The organism is Pelomonas sp. Root1217 (assembly GCF_001425705.1).
Taxonomy (GTDB): Bacteria; Pseudomonadota; Gammaproteobacteria; order Burkholderiales; family Burkholderiaceae_C; genus Pelomonas.
The window spans coordinates 47,110-73,019 of record NZ_LMDC01000027.1; the positions used below are offsets into that span (position 1 = coordinate 47,110).

A 25,910-nucleotide genomic window follows, 5' to 3' on the forward strand; every position below is an offset into this window, starting at 1 on the left:
CACTGCGAGCGGTGTAATGATTGGTATCAATAAAGCGGCGGGCGAACGTATTTTTTTCGTCTGCCAAACATACCCCCTCACGGAGACAACCATGCGGTCAAAGAATTTCGCAAAAACCGTCATCGCCGGTTTAATCAGTCAATTTTGGCTGGCCTCCCCGGTGCATGCGCAAGATGCGGCGAAGCAGGACCTCGAACGGGTCGTTGTCACCGGCATCCGGGCCTCGCTGGAGTCGTCTGTCGCGACGAAGCGCATGCAGGACGGTGTCGTCGATGCGGTGTCCGCAGAAGACGCCGGTAAATTCCCCGACACGAATATCGCCGAATCGCTGCAGCGCGTCACCGGCGTGCAGATCCAGCGCAACAACGGCGAGGGTCGCTATATTTCCGTGCGCGGGTTGGGGCCGGAATTCAACAATGTGCTCGTCAACGGCCGAACCATGACCAGCGATACCGGGGGGCGTGAGTTCTCGTTCGATCTGCTGTCGCCCGATCTCATCTCGAAAGCGCTGGTTTACAAGACGGCCCAGCCCTTCCTGCCGGAGGGCGGCATCGGCTCCACAGTCGATATTCAAACGGCGCGCCCGTTGTTGGGCCGCAAGGGCCACAGCGCGGTGGTGAACCTGTCCGGGTCCTACGATTCCAACTCCAAGAAAAAGACGCCCAACGCGAGCGCGATGTACTCGTTCGCGAACGACGACCGCAGCTTCGGCGTCAGCGGCTCGCTGTCGTACACCGACCGGGCCTCCAAGCAGACCAAGGCCGTCAACGACGCGTGGAACTACAAGGACGTGTCGCTGATCAACGGCGACCTCAATTCCAAGAACCTGACCATGGCCGACGTGACGGTCAAGAAGCTCTACATCCCGCAGAGCTTCGGGTTCCAGGAGGAGAACGAGCGCCGCAAGCGCCTGGTGGCCGCGGGCACCGTCCAGTTCAACCCGACCTCCGCGCTCAAGCTCACGGCCGACGCGCTGTACTCGCGCCTGGACCAGAAGAACGACGTGATCGCGGTCAGCGACTGGAACAACCCCACCCAGCTCGGCGTCAAGTTCAACTCGGACAACCAGATCACCAGCTTCCTGCGGCCGGGCTCGACCTTCTTCGCCAACAACCCCGAGATTGCCGGCCCCGGCAAACTGCTCGGCGAAGCGAACTCCAACGACATGATCGTCAAGGCCGGCGACCGCTTGTCGACCACCAAGGCCTTCGGCGGCAATGCCAAGTGGGCGCTGGCGCCGGAGTGGAACCTGGAAGCGGACCTGTCCACGTCGCGCACGACCTCGGGGACGCCCGACATGTGGATCGTCGCGGGCATGGTGCCCAAGAACGGCGACACGCTGACCTTCGACGGCACGCCCACCATCCACTTCGGGGACAGCCTCTCCGACCCGACCGCCGTGCGCGCCCACGCCGTGGCCTACGGCCAGATCCGCAACGGCGACGATCTGAAGGAAGGCCGGGTCAACCTGGGCTGGGATCACGAGATCGGCTACTTCAAGGGGCTGCAGTTCGGCCTCGCAGCCTCGCGCCGCAAGGTAGACCGCACCCAATGGAACAGTGACTCGTGGAACGCTTTCAGCGGCTATCACGTGTCGCTGCCGGCCTCGCTGTTCACGGTGAGCAAGCTCGACAACATCCTGGGCGCGGAAGGCGCGATGCCGTCGACCTTCCTGAGGTTCGACCCCTACGCCTACATGGCTTACCTGAACCAGCCATCGCTGATCGCGCAGTCCAACGACCCGGCGCTCTACGGCGACAAGACCAAGTACCCCAACGGCCCGATGGCCATCGACTACACCAAGCCGTCGATGTGGGCCGTCAAGGAGAAGGTGTCCAGCCTCTTCGTCGACAGCAAATGGGAGGGCGACGGCTGGTCGGGCAATGTGGGTGTGCGGTATGTGCACGTGAACTCCACGTCGATCGGCATCAGCCGCGTGCTGCTGTCGGCGGTCAAGAGCCCCAACGACACGACCTACATCCTGAACTACGGTCCCGACAGCGTGAACTCGGTCGAGAACAGCTACAACAACTTGCTGCCGTCCGCCAATCTCAAACTCGACCTGACGCGCGACGTCGTGCTGCGCCTGGCGGCCTCCAAAACGCTGACGCGCCCGACGCTGAACCAGATGGGCGTGAGCAACTGGTACGGTGGCCGTTTTGGCGACGTGCAGACCGGCGGCGGCAACCCCTACCTCAAGCCGATGCGCTCGACCAACCTGGACGCGTCGCTGGAGTGGTATCTGTCCAAGACCAACTACCTCAGCGCGGCGGTCTTCCAAAAGAAGGTCACCGACTTTCTCGAATCCCGGCTGGTCGACATCCAGTTGCCGCAGTTCCCCGAGATCGCGCACGACACCCGCATCCGTAACGGGCAGCAAGGCAAGATCAAGGGGCTGGAGCTGGCCGGGCAATACGCCTTCGACGCCAACAACGGCCTGCTGCAGGGCTTCGGCGTCGCGGCCAACTTCACCTATGTGGACGCGAACGCCACGCGGGAAGGCGGCGTCGCCAGCTGTGGCTATCCCGGCCTGTCCAAGCAGTCGTACAACGGCTCCGTGTTCTACGAGGACAGCCGCTTCCAGGCGCGCCTGAGCTACAACTGGCGCAACCACTTCTCGGTGGACTGCGGCGGCGGCAGCACCTTGCCGCGCACCCGCGCCGCTTACGGGCAGGCCGATGCCAGCGTGCGCTACAACGTCACGCCGACGGTTTCGCTCTATGCCGACGCGATCAACCTGAACAACGAACGCATGCACGAGTACGCCAACAACGAGTCGCAGTTCCTGACGCTGGAGGACGTCGGCCGCCGCTTCAACGTGGGCGTGCGGGTGGCGTTCTAGGGTTTGTCATCTCCGGGCGGGACCTGGCCCGCCTTTCACCCTGTCTCGCCACCGCGAGGCAGGGTTTTTTCGATCAGGTCTGCTGCATCACGGAAGCCCCTCATGACCGTTCTTCTTCCCCGTCGTCGACTGCTCGGCGCTGCCGCCTCGGGCGCCACGCTGCTGCTGAACGCGCCGCCTGCGAGCGCCGCCAAGGCAGAAGGGGCGCGCTTCGCCATCGGCGAGGCCGACTTCCTGCTCGACGGCAAGCCGCTGCAGATCCGCTGCGGCGAGATGCATTTCGCCCGCGTGCCGCGCGAGTACTGGAAGCACCGCCTGCAGGCCATCAAGGCCATGGGCATGAACACGGTGTGCGCCTACCTGTTCTGGAACTTCCACGAATGGCGCGAAGGCCAGTACCAATGGGAAGGCCAGCGCGACGCGGCGGAGTTCTGCAGGCAGGCACAGGCCGAGGGTCTGTGGGTCATCCTGCGGCCAGGCCCCTATGCCTGTGCCGAATGGGAGATGGGCGGCCTGCCGTGGTGGCTGCTGAAGCACCCTGGCGACGCCTTCCTGCGCAGCCGCGACGACGCCTTCGTGCAACCGGTGCGGCGCTGGTTCAGGGAGGTCGGCCGGGTGCTGGCCCCGATGCAGGTCAGCCAGGGCGGCCCCATCCTGATGGTGCAGGTGGAGAACGAGTACGGCTTCCTCAGCGACGACAAGGACTACATGCGCGTGATGCGGCAGGCCGTGCTGGACGGCGGCTTTGACGTGCCGCTGTTCCAGTGCAACCCGACCAACGCGCTCGGCAAGACGCACATCCCGGAGCTGTTCAACGTGGCCAACTTCGGCAGCGACCCAGCGACCGGCTTCAAGGCGCTGGCGGCGCTGCAGAAGGGGCCGCTGATGTGCGGCGAGTACTACTCCGGCTGGTTCGACACCTGGGGCTCGCCGCACAAGCGCGGCGACAACGCCCGCGCCATCCAGGACATCGACACCATGCTGAAGGCCAATGGCTCGTTCAGCCTCTACATGGCCCACGGCGGCACGACGTTCGGCCTCTGGGGTGGCTGTGACCGGCCCTTCCGGCCCGATACGACGAGCTACGACTACGACGCGCCCATTGGCGAGGCTGGGTGGGTGGGCGACAAGTTCCGCACCTACCGTGACTGCTTGGCCAAGCACCTGAAGCCGGGCGAGGTGCTGCCCGATCCGCCGGCCAGGCTGCCGGTGATGGCGATCCCTTCGTTCACCCTCACCGAGACGGCGCCGGTGTTCGCCAACCTGCCGGCCCAGGCCATTGCTGCCGAGTCGCCCAGGAACATCGAGCAGTACGACATCAGCCGCGGCCTGGTCGCCTATCGCGCCACGCTGCCGGCCGGCCCCGCGGGCAAGCTCGAGGCCGCGAACGCGCGCGACCTCGCTTGGGTCTTCGTTGGCGGCCGCCTGGCCGGCACGATGGACACGCGCTACCGCCGCTTCAGCGTCGACATCCCCGCGCGCAGCCGCGACACCGTGGTCGAGATCCTGCTCTACACGATTGCCCGCGTGAACTTCGGCATGGAGGTCCACGACCGCAAGGGCCTGCAGGGCCCGGTGATGTTTCGCACGTCGAAGACCGAAGCGCAGGAGCTCAAGGGCTGGGAGATCCGCGCCATGGACTTCGGCGCAGACGGCGACCTGCCGCCGCTGCGTTGGCAGCCTAAGAAAACTGCCGGCCCCGCCTTCTGGCGCGGCAGCTTCGACGCGGCGGCGCCGGCCGACACATTCCTGGACATGTCGAGCTGGGGCCAGGGCATCGTCTGGATCAACGGCCGCTGCCTGGGCCGCTACTGGAGCATCGGCCCGACGCAGACCATGTATCTGCCAGGCCCGTGGATGAAGGCCGGGCGCAACGAGGTTGTCGTGCTGGACCTGACCGGCCCGCGCGCCAACCGCATCGAAGGCAGGACCGCGCCGGTGCTCGACAAGCTGCGGCCGGAGCTCGACCTGGCCCGCCCGCCCAGCACCGCCCGCCCGCGCCTGGCCGGCCTGACGCCCGTGCATGCCGGCCAGTTCGCGAGCGGCCCGGCCACGCAGGACGTGCGCTTTGCCGAGCCCGCACGCGGCCGCCAGCTCTGCATCGAGGTGCTCGACAGCTTCGACGGCAAGCCCCATGCGGCAATCGCCGAACTCGCGCTGCTCGATGCGCAGGGCAAGCCGCTGAGCCAGACGGCCTGGACCATCGCCTACGCCAGCAGCGAGGAGGCGCGCAAGGAAGACGGTGGCGCGCTGAACGCCATCAACGGTCAGGCGACTGACTATTGGCACACGGCTTACAGCGGTACCGTGCGTCCCTCCGGTCCGCCGCGCCTCATCATCGACCTCGGCGCGCCGGCCGACATCGCCGGCCTGCGCTACACACCTCGCCAGGGTCCGGATGGCGTCACCGGCCGAATTCGCCGCTACCGCGTGTTCGTCGGTGACAAACTGGTTGCTGAGTGAACAGAGGACTGAACATGAACCCGCAAGTCATCGGCAAGTGCAGATGGACCATCTGTGCGCTGCTGTTCTTCGCCACCACCGTCAACTACCTGGACCGCCAGGTCCTGAGCCTGCTGGCGCCGGCTTTGTCGAAGGAGTTCGGCTGGTCCAACACAGACTACGCCAACATCACCGCGGTGTTCCAGTTCGGCTACGCGATCTCGATGCTGTTCGCGGGTCGCTTCATCGACGCGATCGGCACCAGGCGCGCCTTCGCCATCGCTGTGGTCGTCTGGTCGCTCGGCGCCATGATGCATGCCTTCTCCGTGCCCATTGGCGCCATCCTGGTGGCCCTCGGTGTCGGGCTGCCGGTGTCGGTGGCGGGCTTCATGGTGTCGCGCGCCGTGCTGGCCCTTGGCGAGGCCGGCAACTTTCCGGCGGCCATCAAGGCCACGGCCGAATACTTCCCCAAGAAGGAGCGCTCCTTCGCCACCGGCATCTTCAACTCGGGGGCCAACATCGGGGCCATCCTGGCGCCGCTCACCGTGCCGTGGATCGCCGTCACCTGGGGCTGGCAGATGGCCTTCATCGCCATCGGCGCCATCGGCTTCCTGTGGGTCGCGTTGTGGCTCACCTTCTACGATGCACCGGCCCGGCAGCGCCGGTTGGGTGCGGCCGAGCTGGCCTACATCAACAGCGACCGCGAGGCCACCGCGCCTGCCGTCGAAGGCGCCAAGGTGCCGTGGTTCCGGCTGCTTGCGCACCGCCAGACCTGGGCCTTCGTCGTCGGCAAATTCCTGACCGACGGCGTCTGGTGGTTCTACCTGTTCTGGCTGCCCAAATACCTCACCGGCCAGTACGGCATGAGCACGACGGACATCGCGCTGCCGCTGACGGTGCTGTACAGCATGACCATGATCGGCAGCATCGGCGGCGGCTGGTTCCCGACCTATTTTATGGAGCGTGGCTACAAACCCTATGACGGCCGCATGCGCGCCATGCTGGTGATCGCCTTCTTCCCGCTGGTGGTGCTGCTGGCGCAGCCGCTCGGCGGCATCAGCTACTGGCTGCCCGTGCTGCTGATCGGCATCGGCGCGTCGGCCCACCAGGCCTGGTCGGCCAACCTCTTCACCACGGTGTCGGACATGTTCCCCAAGCGCGCCATTGGCTCGGTCGTCGGCATCGGCGGCATGGCCGGCGGGCTCGGCGGCGTGGTCGTGTCCAAGCTCGGCGGCTGGATCTTCGACGCCTACGGCGCGCGCGGTGACCTGTCCACCGGCTACATGATCATGTTCTCCATCTGCGCGCTGGCCTACCTGGCCGCCTGGGCCGTCATGAAGGCGCTGGTGCCGCGCCACAAGGAAATCAACGAGCTCTGAGGATGGCCATGCTGCTGAGAAAAATCGCCGGCGTCGGTGCGGCGTTGCTGGGTGTCGCCTTGAGCGGCGGGTTGCATGCCCAGGCACCGCAGGTTCAGGCGGTGCAGGTCGATGCGTCGCGGCCGGACTGGGAGAATCCGGCGGTCTACGCGCGCGGCAAGCTGCCGGCCGCGGCGACGCACTTCCCGTTCGAGAGCCGCGAAGCGGCGCTGGCCGGCAACCCGGCGCGGTCGACCCGCTACCAGACGCTGGACGGCCTCTGGTCGTTCAGCTTCTCGCCGTCGTCCGACGACGTGCCCAGCGGCTTCGAGAAGCCGGGCTACGACGTCTCGGGCTGGAAGACCATCAGGGTGCCAGCGATGTGGCAGGCCGAGGGCTACGACCAGGCCCGCTACAACAATGTCACCTATCCCTTCCCGGCCAACCGGCCGCTGATCCCGCACGCCACCAACCCGGTGGGTTCCTATCGTCGGACCTTCGAGGTGCCGGCCAGTTGGTCGGCGCAGGACGTCATCCTGCACATCGGCGCCGCCGGCTCGGCCTACCAGGTGTGGGTCAACGGCGTGGAGGCCGGGTACTCCGAGGATTCCAAGCTGCCCAGCGAGTTCGACATCACGGCGCTGCTGAAGCCGGGGCAGAAGAATGTCGTCGCCCTGCAGATCCACCGCTGGTCCGACGGGTCCTACCTGGAGGACCAGGACTTCTGGCGGGTCTCGGGCATCGAGCGCTCGGTCTACCTGAAGGCCGTGCCCAGGACGCGGCTGACCGACCTGTTCGTCCATGCGGGCCTGGACAAGGACTACCGCGACGGCGCGCTGTCCGTCGACGTGGCGCTGACCGCGCGCACCCAGCCGCTGACGCTGCGCATGAGCTTGCTGGAAGGCGACAAGCTCGTGCTGACGCGGACCGCTGCCGTCGCGGCCGGTGCGGCCCGCACCGAGACGCTGTCCGCCCCCGTGCCGGGCGTTCGCCCCTGGACGGCCGAGACGCCCAACCTCTACACGCTGCTGGTCGAGGTGCTCGACGCCGACGGCCGGCTCATCCAGGCGACGCCGCAGCGCATCGGCTTTCGCACGGTCGAGGTCAGCAAGGGCCTGGTCATGGTCAACGGCCGGCCCATCGTCATCCGCGGCGTCAACCGCCACGAGCACGATCCCGAGACCTTCCACGTGATGTCGGAAGCGTCGATGCGCCGCGACATCGAGCTGATGAAGCGCAACAACATCAACGCGGTGCGGACGTCTCATTACCCGAATGCCGAGCTCTGGTACGCGCTGGCCGACGAATACGGCCTCTACGTCATGGACGAGGCCAACATCGAGAGCCATGCCTACATGGGCTACGGGCACCAGCATCCGGAACTGCGGGCCAAGATCCAGCTCGGCTTCGACCCGGCCTGGGAAGGCGCGCACGTCAGCCGTGTGCTGAACATGGTGGAACGCGACAAGAACCACCCGTCGGTGATCTTCTGGTCCCTCGGCAACGAGGCAGGCCTCGGCCCCAACTTCGAGAAGGCGGCGGCGCAGGCGCGCCAGCGTGACCCCTCGCGGCTGATCTCCTACCTGGGTTGGGGCACGGTGGACTGGCGCCATGAGCCCAACGCCTATGTCGACATCTACGCGCCGATGTACGACGACATCGAGAAGATGGTGGACTGGGCCACCGACCCGACCCGCACCCAGCCCATGATCCAGTGCGAGTACGCCCACATGCAGGGCAATTCGGGCGGCAACTTCAAGGATTACTGGGACACGATCTACAAGTACGAGAAGCTGCAGGGCGGCTTCATCTGGGATTGGGTGGACCAGTCGATGTACCGCACCACGAAGGATGGACGACGCTACTGGGGCGATGGCGGCGAGTACGGCCCCAACCCGGGCGGCGACATCGAGTTCGGCGATGGGCTGATTCAGCCCGACCGCACGCCCAACCCGCACGTCTACGAAGTGCAGAAGGTCTACTCGCCGATTCAGTTCGAGGCCTTCGATGCCAAGGCAGGCACGGTCGTCGTGCGCAACCGCCACGACTTCCGCGATCTGTCGGGCTTTGCCTTCGAATGGGCGCTGCTGGAGAACGGCGTGGCCGTCGCCTCGGGGCCGCTGCCCGGGCTGTCGACCGCGGCACGGGCCACGCAGAAGTTGCAGTTGCCGCTGTCCAACGTCCGGCGCAAGCCGGGCGCGGAATACCTCGTCACGGTGCGCGCGAGGGCCAGGGCGGGTGCCGTGCCGCTGACGCCGGAAGGTTACGTCGTCGGCTGGGAGCAGTTCGCGCTGACGCCTCCCGTGATCGCATCGGCCCCGCCGGCCAAGGGCACCGTCGAGCTGAAGGAGAGCGCCGACGCCGTGGTCCTGTCGGCCGCGGGCGCGACCCTGTCACTCGATCGCCAGACCGGCCTGCTGACCGGCTACGGCAAGGCAGGAACGCCGCTGTTGACTGGCGGCCAGCCCAACTTCGTTCGTGCCGAGACCGACAACGACACGCTGACCGGCACGGTCGCGCAGCAGGCGCCGTGGAAGGTGATGACCCGTGAGCGCCAGGTCCGGTCCATCGCCAGCCGCCGCCTGCCGGGCGGTGGAGCGGAGATTGTGGTCGACCATCGCCTGGGCGCCGGCGCGGCGCGCTTCGTCACCAGCTACACCATGCGCGGCGACGGCTCCGTCGATGTGGCCGGCGTGCTGACGCCGCTCAAGAGCGACCTGCCGCCGCCCGTGCGGGTCGGCCTGTGGTTCGACATGCCGCTGGACCTGACCACGGTCACCTGGTACGGCCGCGGTCCCCACGAAAGCTACGTCGACCGCAAGACGGGCGCTGCGGTCGGCCTGTGGCGCGGCGCCGTCGCCGAGCAGAACCACGACTACATGCGGCCGCAGGACACCGGCAACAAGGTCGACGTGCGCTGGCTCGAAGTCTCCGGCGGTGGCCGCGGCCTGCGCGTGGAGGGCCAGCAGCTGCTGATGGCCAACGCGCTGGCCTTCCCCTACACCGACCTCTACCGTCGCGCCCCCGGCACCTGGAAGAGCAGCGACATCGTTCCCCACGACCACGGCACGCTGCTGATCGACGGGGCGCAGTGGGGCGTGGGCGGCGACAACTCCTGGAGCTTCGTCGGCCAGCCTCATGCGCAGTACCGCACCCGGCTGGAACCGGTTCGCGTGGCGTTTCGCCTTCGGCCATTCGAAGGGGAGGGCAGCACGCCTGGGAAAGCCATGCCCGCGCAGGCGACGATGCCGCAATAGGGCGGCTCGCGCGCAAGGGACTTCGCTCAACAGCTTGCTCGTTGTGCGCCAGGGCCGACATTCTCTGGGCAAGAACGGATAGCCTGCGGCAGCCTTCGAGCCCTCTTTCCAGGAATGCGCCATGACCCTAAGCCGCCGCACGCTGACGCTTGCCGTTTCCGCAGCCGCCTTCTGCCTTGCCGCACAGGGCGCGCTGGCTGCCGACAAGATTGCCCTCGTCGCGAAAAGCTCGGGCAACGGCTTCTTCATTGCCGCCCATCAGGGTGCGCAGGAAGCCGCCAAGGCGCTCGGCGGCGTGGAGATCGTGCTGGCCAGCCCCGCCAAGGCCACGGCCGAGGGGCAGATCGAGGTCATCAACACGCTGATCGCGCAGAACGTCAAGGCCATCGTGGTGTCTGCCAACGACCCCGACGCGCTGGTGCCGGTGCTCAAGAAGGCCATGGCGCGCGGCATCAAGGTCGTGTCTTTCGACTCGGCGGTGCGCAAGGATGGGCGCCTCGTGCATCTCGCGCCCTCGTCCAATGCGCTGATCGGCCAGAAGCTCGTGAGCCTCACGACCGACGCCATCGGCAGCAGCGGCGAGATCGCGGTGCTGTCGGCCACCGCGCAGGCCACCAACCAGAACCTCTGGATCGTCGAGATGAAGAAGGCGCTGGCCGAGCCCGCAGCCAAGGGCTTGAAGCTGGTCAGCGTGGTTTACGGCGACGACCAGACCGACAAGAGCTATCGCGAGGCGCAGGGCCTGCTGAAGAGCTACCCCAACCTGAAGGCCATCGTCGCGCCGACGACCGTCGGCGTCGCGGCCGCCGCCAAGGCCGTGCAGGATGAAAAGAAGGTGGGCCAGGTCTTCGTCACCGGCCTGGGCCTGCCGTCGGAAATGGCCGGCCACGTGCATAGCGGCGTGGTGAAGAGCTTCGCCATCTGGAACCCCATCGACCTGGGCTACTGCGCCGTCTACATCGCCCATGGCCTGGTCAGCGGCAAGGCAACGGCGAGCGCGGGCGCGAAGATCGGCGTCGGTCGTGTCGGCACGGTCACCCTCGACGCGGACGGCGAGGCGGTGATGGCCGAGCCCTTCACCTACGACGCCGGCAATGTCGACAAGTTCGCCAAGTTCTTCTGACCCGGCCGCGGTGCTCCGCCTGCGGGGCATCCACAAGCGTTTCGGGCCGACGCATGCGCTGCGCGGCGTGGATCTTGAACTGCGGCCGGGCCAGGCGTTGGCCGTGATCGGCGAGAACGGCGCGGGCAAGTCGACGCTGGTCAAGATCCTCACCGGCGTCCACCAGCCCGACGAGGGCGAGCTGTGGCTGGACGGTCAGCCACTGCGCCTGCACGACACGCACGCCGCCCAGGCCGCCGGCATCGTCGCCGTGCACCAGGAAACGGTGATGTTCGACGAACTCACTGCGGCGGAGAACATCTTCATCGGCCGTCAGCCCATGCGCGGGCCAGCGGCCTTGCGCGTCGTGGACTGGGCGACGATGAACCGCCTGGCCCAGCAGGTGCTGGACGAGGTGGGCGCGGGCTTTGACGCCACGACGCCGGTCCGGCAACTGAGCCTGGCGCAGCGGCACCTGATCGAGGTCGCGCGGGCCTTGTCGCACCAGGCCCGCGTCGTCATCCTGGACGAACCCACCGCCGCGCTGTCGCAGGCCGAGATCCGCGATTTCTGCGGCCTCGTGCGCGGGCTGCTGGCTCGCGGCGTGGCGGTGCTGTTCATCTCGCACAAGTTCGACGAGCTGTTTGCGGTCTGCGACAACTACGTGGTGCTGCGGGATGGCGTCTCGGTGGGCACCGGCTGCATGAAGGAGGCCAGTGAGCCGGAGCTGCTGCGCCTGATGGCCGGCCGCAGCATCGAGCAGGTGTATCCGCGCGTGGACACGCAGCCCGGCGCGACCGTGCTGGAAGCCCGGGACCTCGGCCACCCGACCGAGTTCGACGGCATCAGCTTTGCGCTGCGGCGTGGCGAGATCCTGGGCTTCTACGGCCTGGTCGGCGCGGGCCGCAGCGAGGTCATGCTGGCGCTGATGGGCCTGAAGCCGCTGGCTCGCGGCAGCATCTGGATGGACGGCCAGGAGCGGCGCATCCGTGACGCGGCCGATGCGATCTCACTGGGCCTGGCCTACGTCCCCGAGGAGCGCCAGCGCCAGGGCGGCATCCTCGATTTCTCGGTGCGGCACAACCTCAGCCTGGCCGCCTTGGCCGGGCCCCGGCACGCCGTCAAAGGCCAGTTCTCGCGCGGGCCCTGGCTGTCGGCCTTGCGCGAGAGCGCGTTGGCGCAGCGCCTGATCGAGCGCCTGAACATCAAGACCGCCAGCCAGGACGCGCCGCTGTCCGGCCTCTCCGGCGGCAACCAGCAGAAGGTCGTCATCGGCAAGTGGCTGGGCCTGAACCCGCGGGTGGTGATCCTGGACGAACCCACCAAGGGCATCGATGTCGGCGCCAAGCAGGCGGTCTATCAACTGGTAGCGGAGATGGTGGCGCAGGGGCTGGCGGTCATCCTGGTGTCCTCCGAACTGCCGGAGGTGATGCACCTGGCCCACCGCGTGATCGTCATGCGGCGCGGCCGGCAGGTCGCAGAGTTCAGGCGCGGTGATGCCGATGCAGAAACTGTCGTGGCTGCGGCTTCCGGACTGGCGTTGCAGGGTGGGGAGGCCGCATGACTCGGCGCGAGTGGGGGCTGGCCGCCGTCATCGTGGCGATCACCTTGGCCGTAGGTGTGCGCATCCCGCTGTTCCTGACGCCGCGCAACGCCCTGGACATCGCCAACGATTCGGCCTTGCTCGCCATCCTCGTCATTGGCCAGATGCCGGTGCTGCTGACGCGGGGCATCGATCTGTCCGTCGCTTCCAACCTGGCCCTAACAGGCATGCTGGTGGCGCTGGTGGGCGAGCTCTGGCCAGGCGCCGGCGCGCCGGTGCTGATCGTGCTGGCGCTGGCCCTTGGAGCGGCGCAGGGCGCCCTCAACGGCTGGCTGATCACGCGCTTCGATCTGCCGCCCATCGTCGTCACGCTGGGGACGATGTCGGTCTATCGCGGCGCCATCCATCTTGTCAGCGGCGGTGCCTGGGTCAACGACCAGGACATCCACGCGGCGATCAAGGCGCTGCCGCGCGCGGAGCTGCTGGGTCTGCCGCTGCTGGTGTGGTTTGCCGCCGTCGTCGCGGCGCTGGGCTGGTGGTTGCTGCGCTGGCGCCGGGAAGGGCGTGACCTCTACGCCTGCGGCGGCAACCCCGCTGCGGCGCGGGTCGTCGGCATCCCGGTGCCGCAGCGCATCCGCATGGCCTACATGCTGTCAGGCGCCTTGGCAGGGCTGGCCGGCCTGCTGTGGGTCGGCCGCTACGCCATCGCCTTCACCGAGCTGGCGGCCGGCTTCGAGCTGACGGTCATTGCGGCCTGCGTCATTGGCGGCATCAGCATCGCAGGGGGCGTCGGCACGGTCGGCGGCGCGCTGCTGGGCGTGCTGTTCATCGGCGTCATCAATGCGGCCCTGCCGGTGATCCACGTCTCGCCGTTCTGGCAGCAGGCGATTGCCGGCGCCGTCATCCTGGTCTCGGTGATCTTGAATTCGCAAGCGCAGCGCCAGCCGGGTCAGCCCATCCTGCAAAGGCCATCCTCATGAAAGCCTGGGGCTCCTGGGAGTGGGTGCTGGCGGCACTGATCGTCGCCGTCTACGTCGGCTTCGGTTTCGCCATCGACGGTTTTGCTTCGCCCTATGCGATCGCGGACAGCACGACCAATATGTCGGAAAAGGCCTTGATCGCCATGGCCATGGCGCTGCTCATCATTGCCGGTGAGATCGACCTGTCCATCGCCGCGACGATGGCCCTGTGCTCGCTGGCCATGGGCTACGCGATGCAGGCTGGCGCGGGCGCCGCCGGCATGCTCGCCGCCGCCCTGGGCTGCGGCATGGCCTGTGGCGCGTTCAACGGCTGGCTGGTGACGCGCTGGCAGCTGCCTTCCATCGTCGTCACCATCGGCACCTTGTCGCTCTACCGCGGTCTCGCGCTGGTGCTGCTGGGCGACCAGGCGATCACTGGCTACCCCGAGTGGTTGAGCCAGTGGGGCAACGGCACGCTTGGCGACCTGCTGGGCTGGCCTTGGCTGATCGTCCCGATCGAGTGCGCAGTGATGTTGGCCATGGCGGTGGTGTTCGTCCTGGTGCAACACCGCACGGTCCACGGCCGCCGCATCTACGCCATTGGCGCCAACTCCGTGGCTGCGCGCTTCTCGGGCATTGCGGTGCAGCGCTACCGGCTGCTGCTCTTCACCGTCGCGGGCCTGATGGCGGCGCTGGCGGCCGTGCAGCTGACCGGCCGCATCGGCAGCACGCGCCCCAACCTGGCGCTGGGCTGGGAACTGGACGCCATCACCATCGTGATCCTTGGCGGCGTGGCCATCGAAGGCGGCCGCGGCAGCATCGTGGGCGTGCTGTTGGCAGCGGTGCTGCTGGGCGGCTTCACCTTCGCGCTCGGCATGTTGAACGTCTCCGGCATGGTGATGACGACAGTCGTTGGCGGATTGCTCATCTGCGTCATGGTGCTGCCGCGCGCGAGACGAAGAGCGGGGGAGGGCTATCGGTAGGAAAGCACCAGCCCATGAATCAGCCGGGCCCAGCCGTCGAGCATGACGAACAGCAGCAGCTTGAATGGCAGCGAAATGGTGGTCGGCGAGATCATCGACATGCCCAGCGCCAGCAGCACCGTCGCCACGATCAGATCGACCACGACAAACACCAGGTAGAGGACAAAACCGATCTGGAAGGCCCGCGTCAGCTCGCTGAGCGTGAAGCTGGGCACCATCACCAGAAAGTCGTCGGCCTGCAGCCTGTCGGCCTGTTCCTTGGGCCAGATGGCGGCGGCCGACTTCAGGAAAAACTGGCGCTCACGCTCATGCGTGTGCTTTTGCAGGAAGGCCTTGAGCGGCGCCTTGCCGGCGTCCAGCACCGTCACCACGTCGCTCCAGCCCTCGCTCCTGGCACCGGCCTGGCGATGTCGCAGCGCGTCGGCCACTTCCATGCCCACCGGCGCCATGATGTAGACCGACAGGATGATGGCGATGCCGTTGAGCACCATGTTCGGCGGCGTCTGCTGCAGTCCGAGCGCGGTGCGCAGCAATCCAAAGACGATGACCAGCTTGGTATAGCTTGTCACCATCATCGCGACGAAGGGCGCCACCCCGAAGGCGAGGATCAGCGCCACGAGCGTCATCGGCTCGGGCATGCCGGAAGTGTTCATCTCAGTTGTCCATTCCGCGTTCGCGGTGCACGCGACGCATGAAACGAATGCGGAAATGCAACCACAGAGGCACGGAGGCACAGAGGCCGCACAGAGAACGAATTTCTCTGTGCCTCTGTGCCTCTGTGGTTGCCTTTGAATTTCACTTCAGCTCTGTGGGCGCGAACTCGGAGACGCGCACGCCCAGGCGTTCGCCCACCGCCACCAGGAAGCCTTTGCCCAGCACGTTGCCATGGGCCAGGATGCGAACCGGGCTGCGGTTCAGCGGCTGCGTGAGGTCGAACACATGGCCGGGGCCGATGTTGCGCAGCTCGCCGAGCGACAGGCTCAGATGACCCACCTCGAAGCGCAGCGCCACTTCCAGCGCATCGAGCCGATCCAGCGGCAGACCCGTCGCGTCATCGCCCTCAGAGGCGGGGGCAAGTTCATCTCGGTTCATCGGAAGGTCTTTCCATTGCGTGACGGTGATGCGCGAGCCCTCGGCCCGCGCGATGAGCTGCCGGCCTGCAGAGCCACCCAGTTCGGCCTGCACGACCAGGCCTGCGCCAGCAGCGGTCCAGTGTTCGACACTGACGATGTCGCCCGGCCGGATGCCGCGCACTTCGGCCAGGCTCAGCACGCTGTCACCGATGCGGAATGCCAGCGGCACGCGCAGGCCGTCGAAGCCGCTGCCGACGGGGCCGGCTGAGGCGGCGGGCAAGGGCAGTACCAATTTGTCGAGCGCCGACGGGTCACGGAACAGCACGAAGCCCTGCCAGGGCCAGGCCTGGCCGTCGGCGGCCACGGTGAAGCGGGCAGCGGCTTCCAGCGGCGTCAGTGAGTCGACGTCTTCATCGGGCTCACCTGGCGACCATTCGAAATGCAGGCGCAGGGCCGCCTCCAGTGCAGCGATGACGGGCTGCAGCGCGTCGGCCAGCAGCACATAGCGCAACTCAACCGGCAGCAGGGCGTGGCTGCGCTCCTGCAGCAGTGCCGCCTGCGCGGCAAGGTCCAGCGCCAGCCAGCCCGTGTGTGGGCCGATGCGAAATCGATAACGCCAGAAATCAGCGACATCCGGGGTGCCGCCGAAGCGCCACTGCAGGCGATGCTTCTCGCCCAGCAGCATCAGTTCGATGGCAGGCGAACGGCGGTCGTAGAGGCGGTTGAGGGCTTGGCAGGCGGGCGCCGGCAAGCGCGTCAACGCGCTCACCTCGCTCAGATCGATCACGGCGGTAGGCATCAACACGCGGCGAGCGTAGCCATCCGCGGGGCTGGGAGGAACTACGTGAATTCGTAGCACCGCGTGCAAAGGCGGGGCGCTACGGGGACTCGTAGTGGTGCGTAAAAAAGTCACGCCATAGAGTGCTTCGCATGGCCGACCCCGCACCGAATGCACTGCAAAGACACCTGCCGCAACGCAGCGGGTTGAAAGATCTGCTTGCCAGCGCGGGCCGCCACAACGACCTGTTGCTGGCCGGCATGCTGGTGGCCATCGTCGCGCTGTTCGTGCTGCCGCTGCCCACGCCGCTGCTGGACTTCCTGATCGCTGCCAACCTGTCGATGAGCCTGACCCTGCTCATCGTGGCGATGTATGTGCCGTCGGCGCTGTCGCTGTCCACCTTCCCGTCACTGCTGCTGTTCACGACGCTGTTCCGGCTGGCGTTGAACATCGCGTCGACCAAGCTGATCCTGCTGCACGCCAATGCGGGTCACATCATCGACACCTTCGGCAAGCTGATCGTCGGCAACAACGTCGTGGTCGGCGGCGTGGTCTTCCTGATCATCGCCATCGTGCAGTTCATCGTCGTCGCCAAAGGCTCCGAACGCGTGGCCGAGGTGGCGGCGCGCTTCGCGCTGGACGCCATGCCCGGCAAGCAGATGAGCATCGACGCCGACGTGCGCGCCGGCGTGCTGTCGTCGGTGCAGGCGCAAAAGCGCCGCCAGCAGCTGGAGCAGGAATGCTCGTTGCACGGCGCAATGGACGGCGCGATGAAGTTCGTCAAGGGCGACGCCATCGCCGGCATCGTCATCGCGCTGGTCAACATCCTCGCCGGCCTGGCCATCGGCACGCTGATGCATGACATGAGCATCGGCGGCGCGCTGCAGCGCTACGCCATCCTCACCGTGGGTGACGGCATGGTGTCGCAGATCCCGTCGCTGCTGGTGTCCATCGCCTCGGGCGTGGTCATCACCCGCGTGTCGGCCGACGGCGAGCCGCACAGCGATCAATTGGCCAGCCAGATCGCCCGCCAGTTGATGGCCCATCCCCGTGCGCTGGTGATCGCGGGCCTGGCCACCGCCAGCTTCCTGCTGGTGCCCGGCTTTCCGAAATGGGTGTTCGGCACGCTGGCGCTCGTGGTGCTCGGTGCCGGGCTGCTGACGCGCCGGTTGCTCGACAGCCGCCGCACGCCGGCCTGGATGTCCTACCGCGACGCGGACGATGACGGTGGGGGCGTGGTTCAGGGCGCCATCGCCGCGCCGCTGGAGCTGCGCCTGTCCACCGGCCTGCGCGGGCGCCTGGACCGCCCCGCGCTGGATCTGCGCATGGCCGCGGCCAAGGCCCGCGTCGAGAGCGACCTGGGGCCGGTGTTCCCGCGCGTGCAGGTCGGCTGGGGCAGCGGCCTGGGCGACAACCAGTACCAGGTGCTGGTGCAGGACGTGGTGGTGTCGCAGGGCGCGCTGCGGCCGGGCAGCTGGCTGCTCGACGCGGCTGATGCCGTCACGCCGCCAGCGGGCGCCGAGGTGGCGGAGCCCTTCGGTCCTTTCTCGCGGGTCGTGTGGGTCGATGCCGCGCCAGCTGCGGGCCGTGGATGGACTTGCGAGGAGGTCCTGGGCCTGCATGTGGACCATGCGGTGCGCCGCCACATCGCCCAGCTGATCGGCCTGCAGGAGGTGCAGCGCCTGCTGCACGCGGCGCAACGCGAGGTGCCCGAGCTGGCGGCGGAGGTGGCCCGGGCCGTCCCGCTGCAGCGTCTGGCCGAGGTGCTGCGCCGGCTGCTGCAGGAGAACGTGCCCATCCGCAACCTGCATGCCATCTTCGAGAGCCTGGCGATCTGGGCGCCGACCGAGCCCGACGTCGTCGCGCTGACGGAGCTGGTGCGCATCGATCTCGGCCGCTTCATCACCAGCCGCCATGTCGGCGCACGGCGCGAGTTGCATGCCATCCTGTTCGAGTCCAGCCTGATCGACCGCGTGAAGGCCGCCATCGAGCGCTCGCCGCGCGGCAACCTGTTGCTGCTCGACCCCGCGGTGGCGCAGGACGTGCGCGAGCAGGTGCGCCGCATCCTCGGTGGCGCCCAGCAGCGCGTGGTGGCCATCGTGTCGTCCGACACGCGGCGCTACATCAAGACGCTGATCGAGCCGGTGGCGCCGCAGCTGGCGGTGCTGTCCTACCAGGAGGTCGACGAGGACGTCGCGCTGCAACCGGTCGGCTGGGTCAGCAACCCGCAGCCCCAGGCCCTGCCTCCGATCGCGGAGGCGGCATGACACCGCAGAACATCCTCGACATCACGCGCGAAGGACTGTTGATCGTGCTGATGGTCTCGCTGCCCATGGTGCTGGTGTCCACGCTGACCTCGCTGGTGGTGGCCGTGCTGCAGGCGGTCACGCAGATCCAGGACCAGAGCATCGGCCAGTCGGTGCGGCTCATCGTGGTGCTGATCGCCCTGGTGGTGACTGCCGGCTGGCTCGGCCGCGATGTGTTGCGCTTCGCCGAGCGCGCTTTCCAAACCCTGGCTTCCTTGAGCTGATGCTGCGCTCCGTCTACCTCCTCTTTTGCGCTGGCCTGGTCGCGGCGCTGCTGGCCAGCCCCGCCACGGCAGCCGACCTGCCGCGCAACGGCCGGCCCTTTCGCATGGAAGCCAACGAGAAGCCGGTGGGCGACTTCCTGCGCGAGCTGGCGGCGTCGCAGGGCGTCACGGCGGTCATCGACGGGAAGGTCAGCGGCACCATCAGCGGGCGCTTCGCCATCACCGGTGCGCAGCCCGGCGCGGTGCAGATGGTGCTGAGCAACATCTGCGCGGCCAACGGGCTGACCTGGTATTACGACGGCGCCTTCCTGTTCATCGACCCGGCCGCCGACACGCGCAGCGAGGTGTTCACCATCGCCGGCAAGAACGCGCCGCGCATCGCCGACACGCTGGCCCGGCTCAAGATTGCCGACGCCCGCTATCCGCTGCAGATCAGCGAGGCCGATGGCAACGTCTATGTCTCGGGCCCCAAGCGCTATGTGGAGCTGGTGCGCCAGACGGTGCGGCTGATCGACCAGCGCGCGGCGCGCGACGACCGTGCCGAGGTGCAGGTGTTCCCGCTGCGCTATGCCTGGGCCGCCGATTTCAAGATCAACCGCGCCGGCAAGCAGGTGTCCATCCCCGGCGTGGCGGCGGTGCTGCGCAATCTCTACGGCCGTACCGGGGGCGGGCGGGCATCGGCCCCTTCGGCCGTGACAGGGCCGGTGCGGCGTACCAAGCTCGGCGTCAGCGCCGGCGCCGGCTCCGGCGTCGCCAAGTTGTCCAGCGAAGGGAGCAGCGCCTCTGAAGACGATAGCGACGGCGGCGCCGAGTTCTCCAGCGGCGAACTGCCGCAGTTCCAGCCCGACACACGGCTCAATGCGGTGCTGGTGCGCGACACGCCCGAGCGCATGGCGCGCTACGAGAAGCTCATCCAGACCATGGACGTGCGGCCGCGCCTGATCGAGATCGAGGTCACGATCATGGACATCAGCACCAACACGCTGGACAGCCTGGGCGTGGACTGGCGGCTGCACGCCCGCCACGGCGACCTGCAGATCGGCCGCGGCAACCTGCCGCCGCTGACCTTCGGCAACGCCAACTCCGAGGCCGGCCAGGTCGTCACCGTCAACCCGCAGGGCAACCCCAGCACGCCGCTGGGTGCGCTGTTCACCGCTTCGATCGGCAACGACCTGCGCAACTACCTGCTGACCCGCGTCAGCGCGCTGGCCCAGAAGGGCAATGCCAACTTCATTGCGCGGCCCAAGGTGCTGACGCTGGACAACAACGAGGCGGTGCTGGAGAACCTCAGCGAGTTCTACGTGCGGGTCGACGGTTTCCAGGATTCGAGCCTGTACAGCGTCACGGCCGGCACCGCGGTGCGCGTGACTCCCTTGATCGTCGACGACAAGGAGGGCCGCGGCGTGCTGATGTCCATCGACATCGAGGACGGCGACGTCAGCAGCACCACCGTCGACCGCATCCCCGTCGTGCGGCGGCGCACCGTGAACACCCAGGCGCTGGTGGACGAAGGCACGAGCCTGCTGATCGCCGGCTACACCTCGGAGGAGAAGGCCAACGCGACCTCGGGCGTGCCGCTGCTGTCCAGCATCCCGGTGCTGGGCAAGCTGTTCCAGTACAGCGAGAAGAAGCAGAACAACATGGAGCGCTTCTACCTGCTGACGCCGCGCCTCGTCACGCCCGGCAGCAAGCCGCCGCTGCCGGTCCAGCAGGAGCCAACGCAATGAACGCGCGGGCCCACACCACCACCACGGCCGCCGTGCCGGGCTGGTGCCTGCGCTTTCTCAGTGGCGCGGTCAAGGGTCGCACCATTGCGCTCAAGCCTGGCGTCAACACGCTGGGCGCTTCGGGCGAGTGCGAGGTCATGCTGCCTGGCAGCGACGTGCTGCCGCGCCACCTGGTGTTTACGGTGGGCGAACTGGCGATGTCGCTGCAGAAGGTCGGCGCGGCCGCTGTGAAGCTCAATGGCCAGGACGTGCAGGCCCAGCGCAAGGGCGTGGTGGCGGGCGACGTGGTGTCGGTCGGCAGCATCGACTTCCAGGTCGACCGCAGCTATCCCGCGCCCGAGCACGAGCACGGCGACCCGGCGTCCGAGTGGGCCGAAAGCATCATGCCCGGTGACGCGCCTCCCGCCGCCTTGCTGCAGGCGCCCGCTCGCCGGGGCTCGCCATGGCTGAGCGTGGCGGTGGTGGTGCTCGCGATCGGCGGTGCGGCCGGCGTGCTGGCCTGGGCCGGCAACGCGGGCAGCTCGACCCGCGCCGCAACCGTCGACCTGGCCGAGGTGGAGAAGGCCTTGAAGCCCTTTCCCGAAGTGGAAGTGGTGGCGGTGGCCGGCGGCCGCTTCAACGTGCGCGGCTACGTCGAATCGCGCCAGCGCAAGCAGGCGTTGGCCGAGGCCATGGCACCCTTCGGCCGGCAGGTCAGCACCAGTGTGCACGCGGCGGAGGACATCGTCGAGCAGGCGCGCCGCTATGTGAGCGACCCCGGCATCTCGATGAGCTACGCGGGCCAGGGCCGGCTGGTGGTGGCCGGCGCCACCGAGGACGAATCGGTGCGCCAGAAGATCCGCCGCCTGGCCGACGACCTGCACCCGGCGGTGCTGGTGTCCGACCAGGTGAAGTTGCGGCCGCGGCCCCAGGCTGACCGCGCGGGCGAGCAGCAGCGCGCGCAGTGGGACGCGTGGCAGAACGTGCTGCCGTCGCGCATGGTCAGCATCACGCAGGACGCCAGTGGCATGAGCTACATCCAGCTCGCCAATGGCAACCGCTATTACGAAGGGGCGGTGCTCAAGTCGGGCGCCGAACTCAAGCGCATCGAAACCGATGGCCTGGTGGTGTCACCAGGCAGGGAGGCATCGCGATGAGCGCCACGGGATTTCGCACCGGAGGCCCGGCCTTCGTGCGGAATGCCTCCGTCCACGAGGACGGGGGCGATTTTTGTCATGTCATCAACCTTTGACGTTAGGAGTCAAACCATGGCCGTAGCCGCACCCGAGTCCGGACTGGACAGCAAGGCAATCCTGGAACAGAACAAGCAGCTGACCATCTTCAGCACCGTGACGTCGCAAAGCGCCCAGCGCACCGCGGCCATCACGTCGGCCAACGCCCAGCAGACCAACACGGTTCTGCAGGCGGCCAGCGACGTTCGCCAGCAGTCGCAGAAGGTCTGACCTTCCGGCTTGTCGCCGCCCCGGGGCCCCGGGGCGGCATTCCTCGTCCATCCCTTTCACCCAGCGAGGTCATCATGGTCCAACCCGTTGATGCCATGGCCGTTGCGGTCCAGGCCAGCGCCACGGCGCCGGCTGCGATCGATCCGGCCGAAGCCCAGCATTTCGCCGGCTATATGGTCCGCCCCCAGGCCGGCGGCAGCGGTTCGCTGCAATCGCTGTCCAGCGCCGCCGACCAGTTCTTCGGCCAGCGCCCCGGGGCCAGCGAGTTGATGGCCCACCGCATGGTGCCGGCGGCCGACCTGGGCGACCCGCAGACCGCTGCCGTCGAATTCGGCCGCGCGCAGATGGAGATCGTCAGGTTCAGCAACGACTCCATGACCTACTTCAGCAAGATGCATATGTGCACGGCCCTGGCCAGCGCCTGCAGCAACCAGTTCAACTCGTTGCTGAAGAACAATGGCTAGGCAACTTTGCACCGCCGTGGCCCTGGCCCTGTGCCTGCTACTTTCCGCCTGCAAGGTCGACCTCTATTCCAACCTCAACGAGCGTGAGGCCAACGAGATGTTGGCCGCGCTGACCTCGGAGAGCATCCCCGCCGAGAAGGAGGCTGCCGAGGGCGGCCTCTGGCAGCTCAAGGTCGAGGAAAGCCGCCTGCCCGCGGCCCTGGACGTGCTGCGCGCGCAAGGGCTGCCGCACGACCGCTACGCCAGCATGGGCGACGTCTTCCAGAAGCAGGGCCTGGTGTCCACGCCGTCGGAAGAGCGCATGCGCTACATCTATGCGGTGTCGCAGGAGCTGTCGCAGACGCTGCGCACCATCGACGGCGTGGTGGCTGCCCGCGTGCATGTGGTGATCCCGGCCAACGACCCGCTGAGCGACAAGCTCAAGCCTTCGTCGGCCGCGGTCTTCATCAAATACCGTGCGGACGTGGACCTGCGGCTGCTGGCGCCGACCGTCAAGGACATGGTGGCGCACAGCATCGAGGGCCTGTCCCACGACCAGGTCTCGCTGTCGCTGGTGGAGGCACGGCGTGCCAGCGGCGCGGCGGCGGCCGCCGATCTGCCAGTGCGCTACGAAGTGGCAGGCCTGTCGCTCGACCGCACGGCAGTCACGCTCGGCGTGCTGCTGCTGGCCGCGGTGGCCTGCCTGATCGCACTGCCCAGCCTGCTGCGCCGCCAGGGCCTGGACTGGCGCACCTGGGCGCGGCGCCAGCTGTTGAAGCGCTGATGCGAACCGTCCAAGCTCCCAGCGAACCGGCGCCAGCGGCGCCTGAGCATGGCCCGTTGGACATGCTGCGCCTGGCGCTGCGCCAGGGCCTGCATCCAGAGGACGGACTGCACCCCAGCTGGCTGCCGCCTGACTGGCCGGTGCGCCACCGCAGCATCTCGCGCCTCGGCCCCGCCGGCCGCGCCGTGCTTGGCCAACTGCTGCGCGCCCGCGGCCTGGCCGACGAGACCGTGGACCTGCAGTTCGATTCCCAGCTCAAGCGCGTGGACCTGATGGACGCCGCCTCGCTGCGGCTGCTGGCCATCTACTGTGGCTTCGCGGCGCACAAGCCGCTGTTCGGCCTGCGGGGTGGCCTGGGGAGCCAGGTACGGCGCCAGGCGCTGCGCGTGGCCGACGACGCGGTCGACTTCGTGCTCGACCGCGTGCCCCAGCTCACCCACATCCGCGTCGACATGCAGCGGCTGCAAGAGCAACCGCATGCGGCCGGCCATGTGATGGTGCAGCGCGGCTACCGGCTGCTGACGGGCGCGCTGTTGCCCGAGGGGCCTGCGGTGCTGCAGCGCATCCGGCTCAAGTTGCCGCAGCGCGTGAGCCGCTTGCGCGTGCCACCGTTGCAGCCGCGCCAGCTCGAACAACTCAGGGAGCTGATGCTGCTGTGCATCGTCCCGGAAAGACTGCCGCAATGGGACTGGCTTTTCTGATCACGACCGACAACCTGCAGCTGCTCAGCGAGCGCAAGGTGCTGAAGGAGGCCGAGTACGCCGCGCTGCTGGACGCCTCGGCCGTGGTGGAGGCTGCGCGGCAGGAGGCGCGCCGCATCGAGCAGCAGGCCCGGCAGCAGGCCGAGGACAGCCGCCGCCAGGGTCACGAGCAGGGGCTGGAGGCGGCGCGCGCCGAATACGCCCAGCAGCTGGTGGGCGAGGCCCTGGCCGCACAGCGTCAGCTGCAGGCACTGCGCGCGGCGATGGCGCAGATCGTCGCCCAGGCCGTGCGGCAGTTCCTCGGCGAGGCCGATCCGGCGGCGCTGCTGGAGACCGCGCTGCGCCGCGTCGACACCCTGGTACGCCACGAGCCCTTCGTGATGCTGCGCGTGGCGCCCGCGCAGGAAGAGCATGTGCGCACGGCGCTGCGGCAGCTCGGTGGCGAGCTGCCCTGGGCCCAGGCGCTGGCCGTCGTGGCCGACCCGGCCCTGCCGGCCCAGGCCTGCGTGCTGCACACGCCCTCGGGCACGCTGCAAATCGGTGTTGATGCGCAGCTCGACGCGTTTCGCGCCGCAGTGGAGCGCAGCGGGTTGCTGCAGCCAGCGGAGCAGGGCTGATGGACGAGCTGGCCACGCAAAGCATCGTCGACGACCTGTCGCGCGCCTTCGGCCACCTGCCTACCGTGGGCGTGCGCGGCCGCGTCAGCAAGGCCGTGGGCATGCTGATCGACGCGACCGGCATCCAGGCTCATGTGGGCGAACTCTGCGAGCTGCGCACGCCTGGCGAGCCGCCGCTGCTGGCGGAGGTGGTGGGCTTCCAGAAGCAGGTGGCCATCCTGACGCCGCTGGGACCGACCACCGGCATCTCCGCGCTGACCGAGGTGGTGCCTTCAGGCCGTGGCCATGTCTGCCCCGTCGGGCCGGGCTTGCTCGGCCGGGTGCTCGACGCCATGGGCGAGCCCATGGATGGCAAGGGCTCGCTGAAGGCAATGGCGCGCGTGCCGGTGCAGCGTCAGCCGGTGAACCCGCTGGCGCGCCGCATGGTGGCCGAGCCGCTGGCCACCGGCATCCGTGCCATCGACGGCCTGCTGACCCTCGGCGAGGGCCAGCGCGTGGGTGTGTTCTCGCCGCCCGGCGTGGGCAAGAGCACGCTGCTGGGCATGCTGGCGCGCGGCTCCACGGCCGACGTCAACGTGGTGGCGCTGATCGGCGAGCGTGGCCGCGAGGTGAAGGAGTTCATCGAGCGCAGCCTTGGCACCGATGGCATGGCCCGCACGGTTATGGTGGTCTCCACCTCAGACCGGCCGCCGATGGAGCGCATCAAGTCGGCCTATGTGGCCACCACCATCGCAGAGCATTTCCGCGACCAGGGGCAGAAGGTGCTGTTGCTGGTGGACTCGCTGACCCGCTTTGCGCGCGCCCAGCGCGAGATCGGTCTGGCCAGCGGCGAGCCGCCGACGCGGCGCAGCTATCCGCCGTCGATCTTCTCCATGCTGCCGCAGCTGCTGGAGCGCGCAGGGCAGGGCGAGCGGGGCTCCATCACGGCCGTGTACTCGGTGCTGACCGAGGGCGAGGACGATAGCGACCCCATCGCCGAGGAGGTGCGTTCCATCCTGGACGGCCACATCGTGCTGTCGCGCAAGCTCGCCGCGGCCAACCACTACCCCGCCATCGATGTGCTCGCCAGCGTCAGCCGCGTGATGTCGGGCGTGGCGTCGCCCGAGCATGCGCAGGCGGCCGGGCGCCTGCGCTCCCTGATGGCCAAATACCAGGAGCTGGAGCTGCTGATCCAGATCGGCGAGTACCGCCAGGGCGCCGAAGCGTTGGCCGACCTGGCGGTGCAACGCCGGGCGGCGACGCAGCAGTTCCTCGCGCAGAAGCCTGGCGACCGCCAGGCCTTCGAGCAGACACTGGCGGCGCTGCGGCGGCTCGCCGAGGGCGTGTGAC

At 68.1% G+C, this 25,910-nt stretch carries 20 protein-coding genes; 18 read left to right on the plus strand and 2 right to left on the minus strand.

Annotated features, from left to right (window positions below; all coding sequences use genetic code 11):
- Positions 1–160: 160 nt before the first annotated feature.
- The 8 genes from ASC95_RS17985 to ASC95_RS18020 all read left to right on the plus strand — a co-directional run bounded on the left by ASC95_RS17985 (position 161) and on the right by ASC95_RS18020 (position 14,486).
- Positions 161–2,842: a TonB-dependent receptor gene (locus tag ASC95_RS17985; RefSeq protein WP_235537963.1), complete on the plus strand. Its 2,682-nt coding sequence runs from the start codon at positions 161–163 to the stop codon at positions 2,840–2,842.
- Between the two features lie 102 nt (positions 2,843–2,944).
- Positions 2,945–5,305, plus strand: coding sequence for a beta-galactosidase (locus ASC95_RS17990; RefSeq protein ID WP_057299107.1), 2,361 nt, complete (start codon positions 2,945–2,947; stop codon positions 5,303–5,305).
- 14 nt (positions 5,306–5,319) lie between these two features.
- The gene (locus tag ASC95_RS17995; protein ID WP_057299108.1) at positions 5,320–6,663 is read left to right on the plus strand and encodes an MFS transporter; all 1,344 of its coding nucleotides are present in this window, start codon (positions 5,320–5,322) and stop codon (positions 6,661–6,663) included.
- An 8-nt stretch (positions 6,664–6,671) separates the two neighbouring features.
- The gene (locus tag ASC95_RS18000) at positions 6,672–9,899 is read left to right on the plus strand and encodes a glycoside hydrolase family 2 TIM barrel-domain containing protein (RefSeq protein ID WP_235537964.1); all 3,228 of its coding nucleotides are present in this window, start codon (positions 6,672–6,674) and stop codon (positions 9,897–9,899) included.
- A 121-nt stretch (positions 9,900–10,020) separates the two neighbouring features.
- A complete protein-coding gene (gene rhaS / locus ASC95_RS18005) occupies positions 10,021–11,022 on the plus strand; it encodes a rhamnose ABC transporter substrate-binding protein (protein ID WP_057299110.1) in 1,002 nt (333 codons plus the stop codon).
- A 10-nt stretch (positions 11,023–11,032) separates the two neighbouring features.
- Positions 11,033–12,565, plus strand: a complete 1,533-nt coding sequence (locus ASC95_RS18010; RefSeq protein ID WP_235537965.1) for a sugar ABC transporter ATP-binding protein — start codon at positions 11,033–11,035, stop codon at positions 12,563–12,565.
- On the plus strand, positions 12,562–13,524 hold the full coding sequence (locus ASC95_RS18015) for an ABC transporter permease (RefSeq protein WP_057299112.1): 963 nt from the start codon (positions 12,562–12,564) through the stop codon (positions 13,522–13,524). The genes ASC95_RS18010 and ASC95_RS18015 overlap by 4 nt, the downstream gene beginning before the upstream one ends.
- Entirely contained in the window at positions 13,521–14,486 is a 966-nt protein-coding gene (locus ASC95_RS18020) for an ABC transporter permease (protein WP_057299113.1), read from the plus strand. The genes ASC95_RS18015 and ASC95_RS18020 overlap by 4 nt, the downstream gene beginning before the upstream one ends.
- Here ASC95_RS18020 and sctR read toward each other — a convergent pair.
- Positions 14,477–15,139 carry a type III secretion system export apparatus subunit SctR gene (gene sctR / locus ASC95_RS18025; protein WP_057299114.1) on the minus strand — a complete coding sequence of 221 codons (663 nt, stop codon included), beginning with the start codon at positions 15,137–15,139 and terminating at the stop codon, positions 14,477–14,479. The two genes, ASC95_RS18020 and sctR, sit on opposite strands and share 10 nt — an antisense overlap.
- 142 nt (positions 15,140–15,281) lie before the next feature.
- The gene (gene sctQ, locus ASC95_RS18030; RefSeq protein ID WP_057299115.1) at positions 15,282–16,358 is read right to left on the minus strand and encodes a type III secretion system cytoplasmic ring protein SctQ; all 1,077 of its coding nucleotides are present in this window, start codon (positions 16,356–16,358) and stop codon (positions 15,282–15,284) included.
- A gap of 131 nt (positions 16,359–16,489) precedes the next feature.
- On the opposite strand from sctQ, the gene sctV reads away from it, so the two are divergent.
- The 10 genes from sctV to sctN all read left to right on the plus strand — a co-directional run bounded on the left by sctV (position 16,490) and on the right by sctN (position 25,909).
- Positions 16,490–18,604, plus strand: a complete 2,115-nt coding sequence (gene sctV, locus ASC95_RS18035; RefSeq protein WP_057299116.1) for a type III secretion system export apparatus subunit SctV — start codon at positions 16,490–16,492, stop codon at positions 18,602–18,604.
- Positions 18,601–18,867 (plus strand): type III secretion system export apparatus subunit SctS, encoded by a 267-nt coding sequence (sctS, locus tag ASC95_RS18040; RefSeq protein WP_057299117.1) that lies wholly within the window; start codon positions 18,601–18,603, stop codon positions 18,865–18,867. Before sctV ends, sctS begins: the two co-directional genes overlap by 4 nt.
- Positions 18,867–20,594, plus strand: coding sequence for a type III secretion system outer membrane ring subunit SctC (gene sctC / locus ASC95_RS18045; protein ID WP_057299118.1), 1,728 nt, complete (start codon positions 18,867–18,869; stop codon positions 20,592–20,594). Before sctS ends, sctC begins: the two co-directional genes overlap by 1 nt.
- Positions 20,591–21,730, plus strand: coding sequence for an FHA domain-containing protein (locus ASC95_RS18050; protein WP_057299119.1), 1,140 nt, complete (start codon positions 20,591–20,593; stop codon positions 21,728–21,730). The genes sctC and ASC95_RS18050 overlap by 4 nt, the downstream gene beginning before the upstream one ends.
- A gap of 111 nt (positions 21,731–21,841) precedes the next feature.
- Positions 21,842–22,036: a hypothetical protein gene (locus tag ASC95_RS18055; RefSeq protein ID WP_056193332.1), complete on the plus strand. Its 195-nt coding sequence runs from the start codon at positions 21,842–21,844 to the stop codon at positions 22,034–22,036.
- Between the two features lie 74 nt (positions 22,037–22,110).
- A complete protein-coding gene (locus tag ASC95_RS18060) occupies positions 22,111–22,500 on the plus strand; it encodes a hypothetical protein (protein WP_057299120.1) in 390 nt (129 codons plus the stop codon).
- Positions 22,493–23,263, plus strand: a complete 771-nt coding sequence (sctJ, locus tag ASC95_RS18065; protein ID WP_057299121.1) for a type III secretion system inner membrane ring lipoprotein SctJ — start codon at positions 22,493–22,495, stop codon at positions 23,261–23,263. Before ASC95_RS18060 ends, sctJ begins: the two co-directional genes overlap by 8 nt.
- On the plus strand, positions 23,263–23,964 hold the full coding sequence (locus ASC95_RS18070; protein WP_057299122.1) for a SctK family type III secretion system sorting platform protein: 702 nt from the start codon (positions 23,263–23,265) through the stop codon (positions 23,962–23,964). Before sctJ ends, ASC95_RS18070 begins: the two co-directional genes overlap by 1 nt.
- Positions 23,946–24,581: a type III secretion system stator protein SctL gene (gene sctL / locus ASC95_RS18075; protein WP_057299123.1), complete on the plus strand. Its 636-nt coding sequence runs from the start codon at positions 23,946–23,948 to the stop codon at positions 24,579–24,581. The genes ASC95_RS18070 and sctL overlap by 19 nt, the downstream gene beginning before the upstream one ends.
- Positions 24,581–25,909, plus strand: a complete 1,329-nt coding sequence (gene sctN / locus ASC95_RS18080) for a type III secretion system ATPase SctN (RefSeq protein WP_057299124.1) — start codon at positions 24,581–24,583, stop codon at positions 25,907–25,909. The genes sctL and sctN overlap by 1 nt, the downstream gene beginning before the upstream one ends.
- Position 25,910 lies beyond the last annotated feature (1 nt).

Bases quoted from the DNA above. Each gene is read 5' to 3' on its own strand.
- sctS (WP_057299117.1), top strand. From the start codon at position 18,601: ATGACACCGCAGAACATCCTCGACATCACGCGCGAAGGACTGTTGATC.
- sctQ (WP_057299115.1), bottom strand. From the start codon at position 16,358: ATGCCTACCGCCGTGATCGATCTGAGCGAGGTGAGCGCGTTGACGCGC.
- ASC95_RS18050 (WP_057299119.1), top strand. From the start codon at position 20,591: ATGAACGCGCGGGCCCACACCACCACCACGGCCGCCGTGCCGGGCTGG.
- ASC95_RS18070 (WP_057299122.1), top strand. From the start codon at position 23,263: ATGCGAACCGTCCAAGCTCCCAGCGAACCGGCGCCAGCGGCGCCTGAG.
- sctV (WP_057299116.1), top strand. From the start codon at position 16,490: ATGGCCGACCCCGCACCGAATGCACTGCAAAGACACCTGCCGCAACGC.
- ASC95_RS17990 (WP_057299107.1), top strand. From the start codon at position 2,945: ATGACCGTTCTTCTTCCCCGTCGTCGACTGCTCGGCGCTGCCGCCTCG.
- rhaS (WP_057299110.1), top strand. From the start codon at position 10,021: ATGACCCTAAGCCGCCGCACGCTGACGCTTGCCGTTTCCGCAGCCGCC.
- sctL (WP_057299123.1), top strand. From the start codon at position 23,946: ATGGGACTGGCTTTTCTGATCACGACCGACAACCTGCAGCTGCTCAGC.
- ASC95_RS17995 (WP_057299108.1), top strand. From the start codon at position 5,320: ATGAACCCGCAAGTCATCGGCAAGTGCAGATGGACCATCTGTGCGCTG.
- sctJ (WP_057299121.1), top strand. From the start codon at position 22,493: ATGGCTAGGCAACTTTGCACCGCCGTGGCCCTGGCCCTGTGCCTGCTA.
- sctN (WP_057299124.1), top strand. From the start codon at position 24,581: ATGGACGAGCTGGCCACGCAAAGCATCGTCGACGACCTGTCGCGCGCC.
- ASC95_RS18015 (WP_057299112.1), top strand. From the start codon at position 12,562: ATGACTCGGCGCGAGTGGGGGCTGGCCGCCGTCATCGTGGCGATCACC.
- ASC95_RS18055 (WP_056193332.1), top strand. From the start codon at position 21,842: ATGGCCGTAGCCGCACCCGAGTCCGGACTGGACAGCAAGGCAATCCTG.
- sctC (WP_057299118.1), top strand. From the start codon at position 18,867: ATGCTGCGCTCCGTCTACCTCCTCTTTTGCGCTGGCCTGGTCGCGGCG.
- ASC95_RS18060 (WP_057299120.1), top strand. From the start codon at position 22,111: ATGGTCCAACCCGTTGATGCCATGGCCGTTGCGGTCCAGGCCAGCGCC.
- sctR (WP_057299114.1), bottom strand. From the start codon at position 15,139: ATGAACACTTCCGGCATGCCCGAGCCGATGACGCTCGTGGCGCTGATC.
- ASC95_RS18000 (WP_235537964.1), top strand. From the start codon at position 6,672: ATGCTGCTGAGAAAAATCGCCGGCGTCGGTGCGGCGTTGCTGGGTGTC.
- ASC95_RS18020 (WP_057299113.1), top strand. From the start codon at position 13,521: ATGAAAGCCTGGGGCTCCTGGGAGTGGGTGCTGGCGGCACTGATCGTC.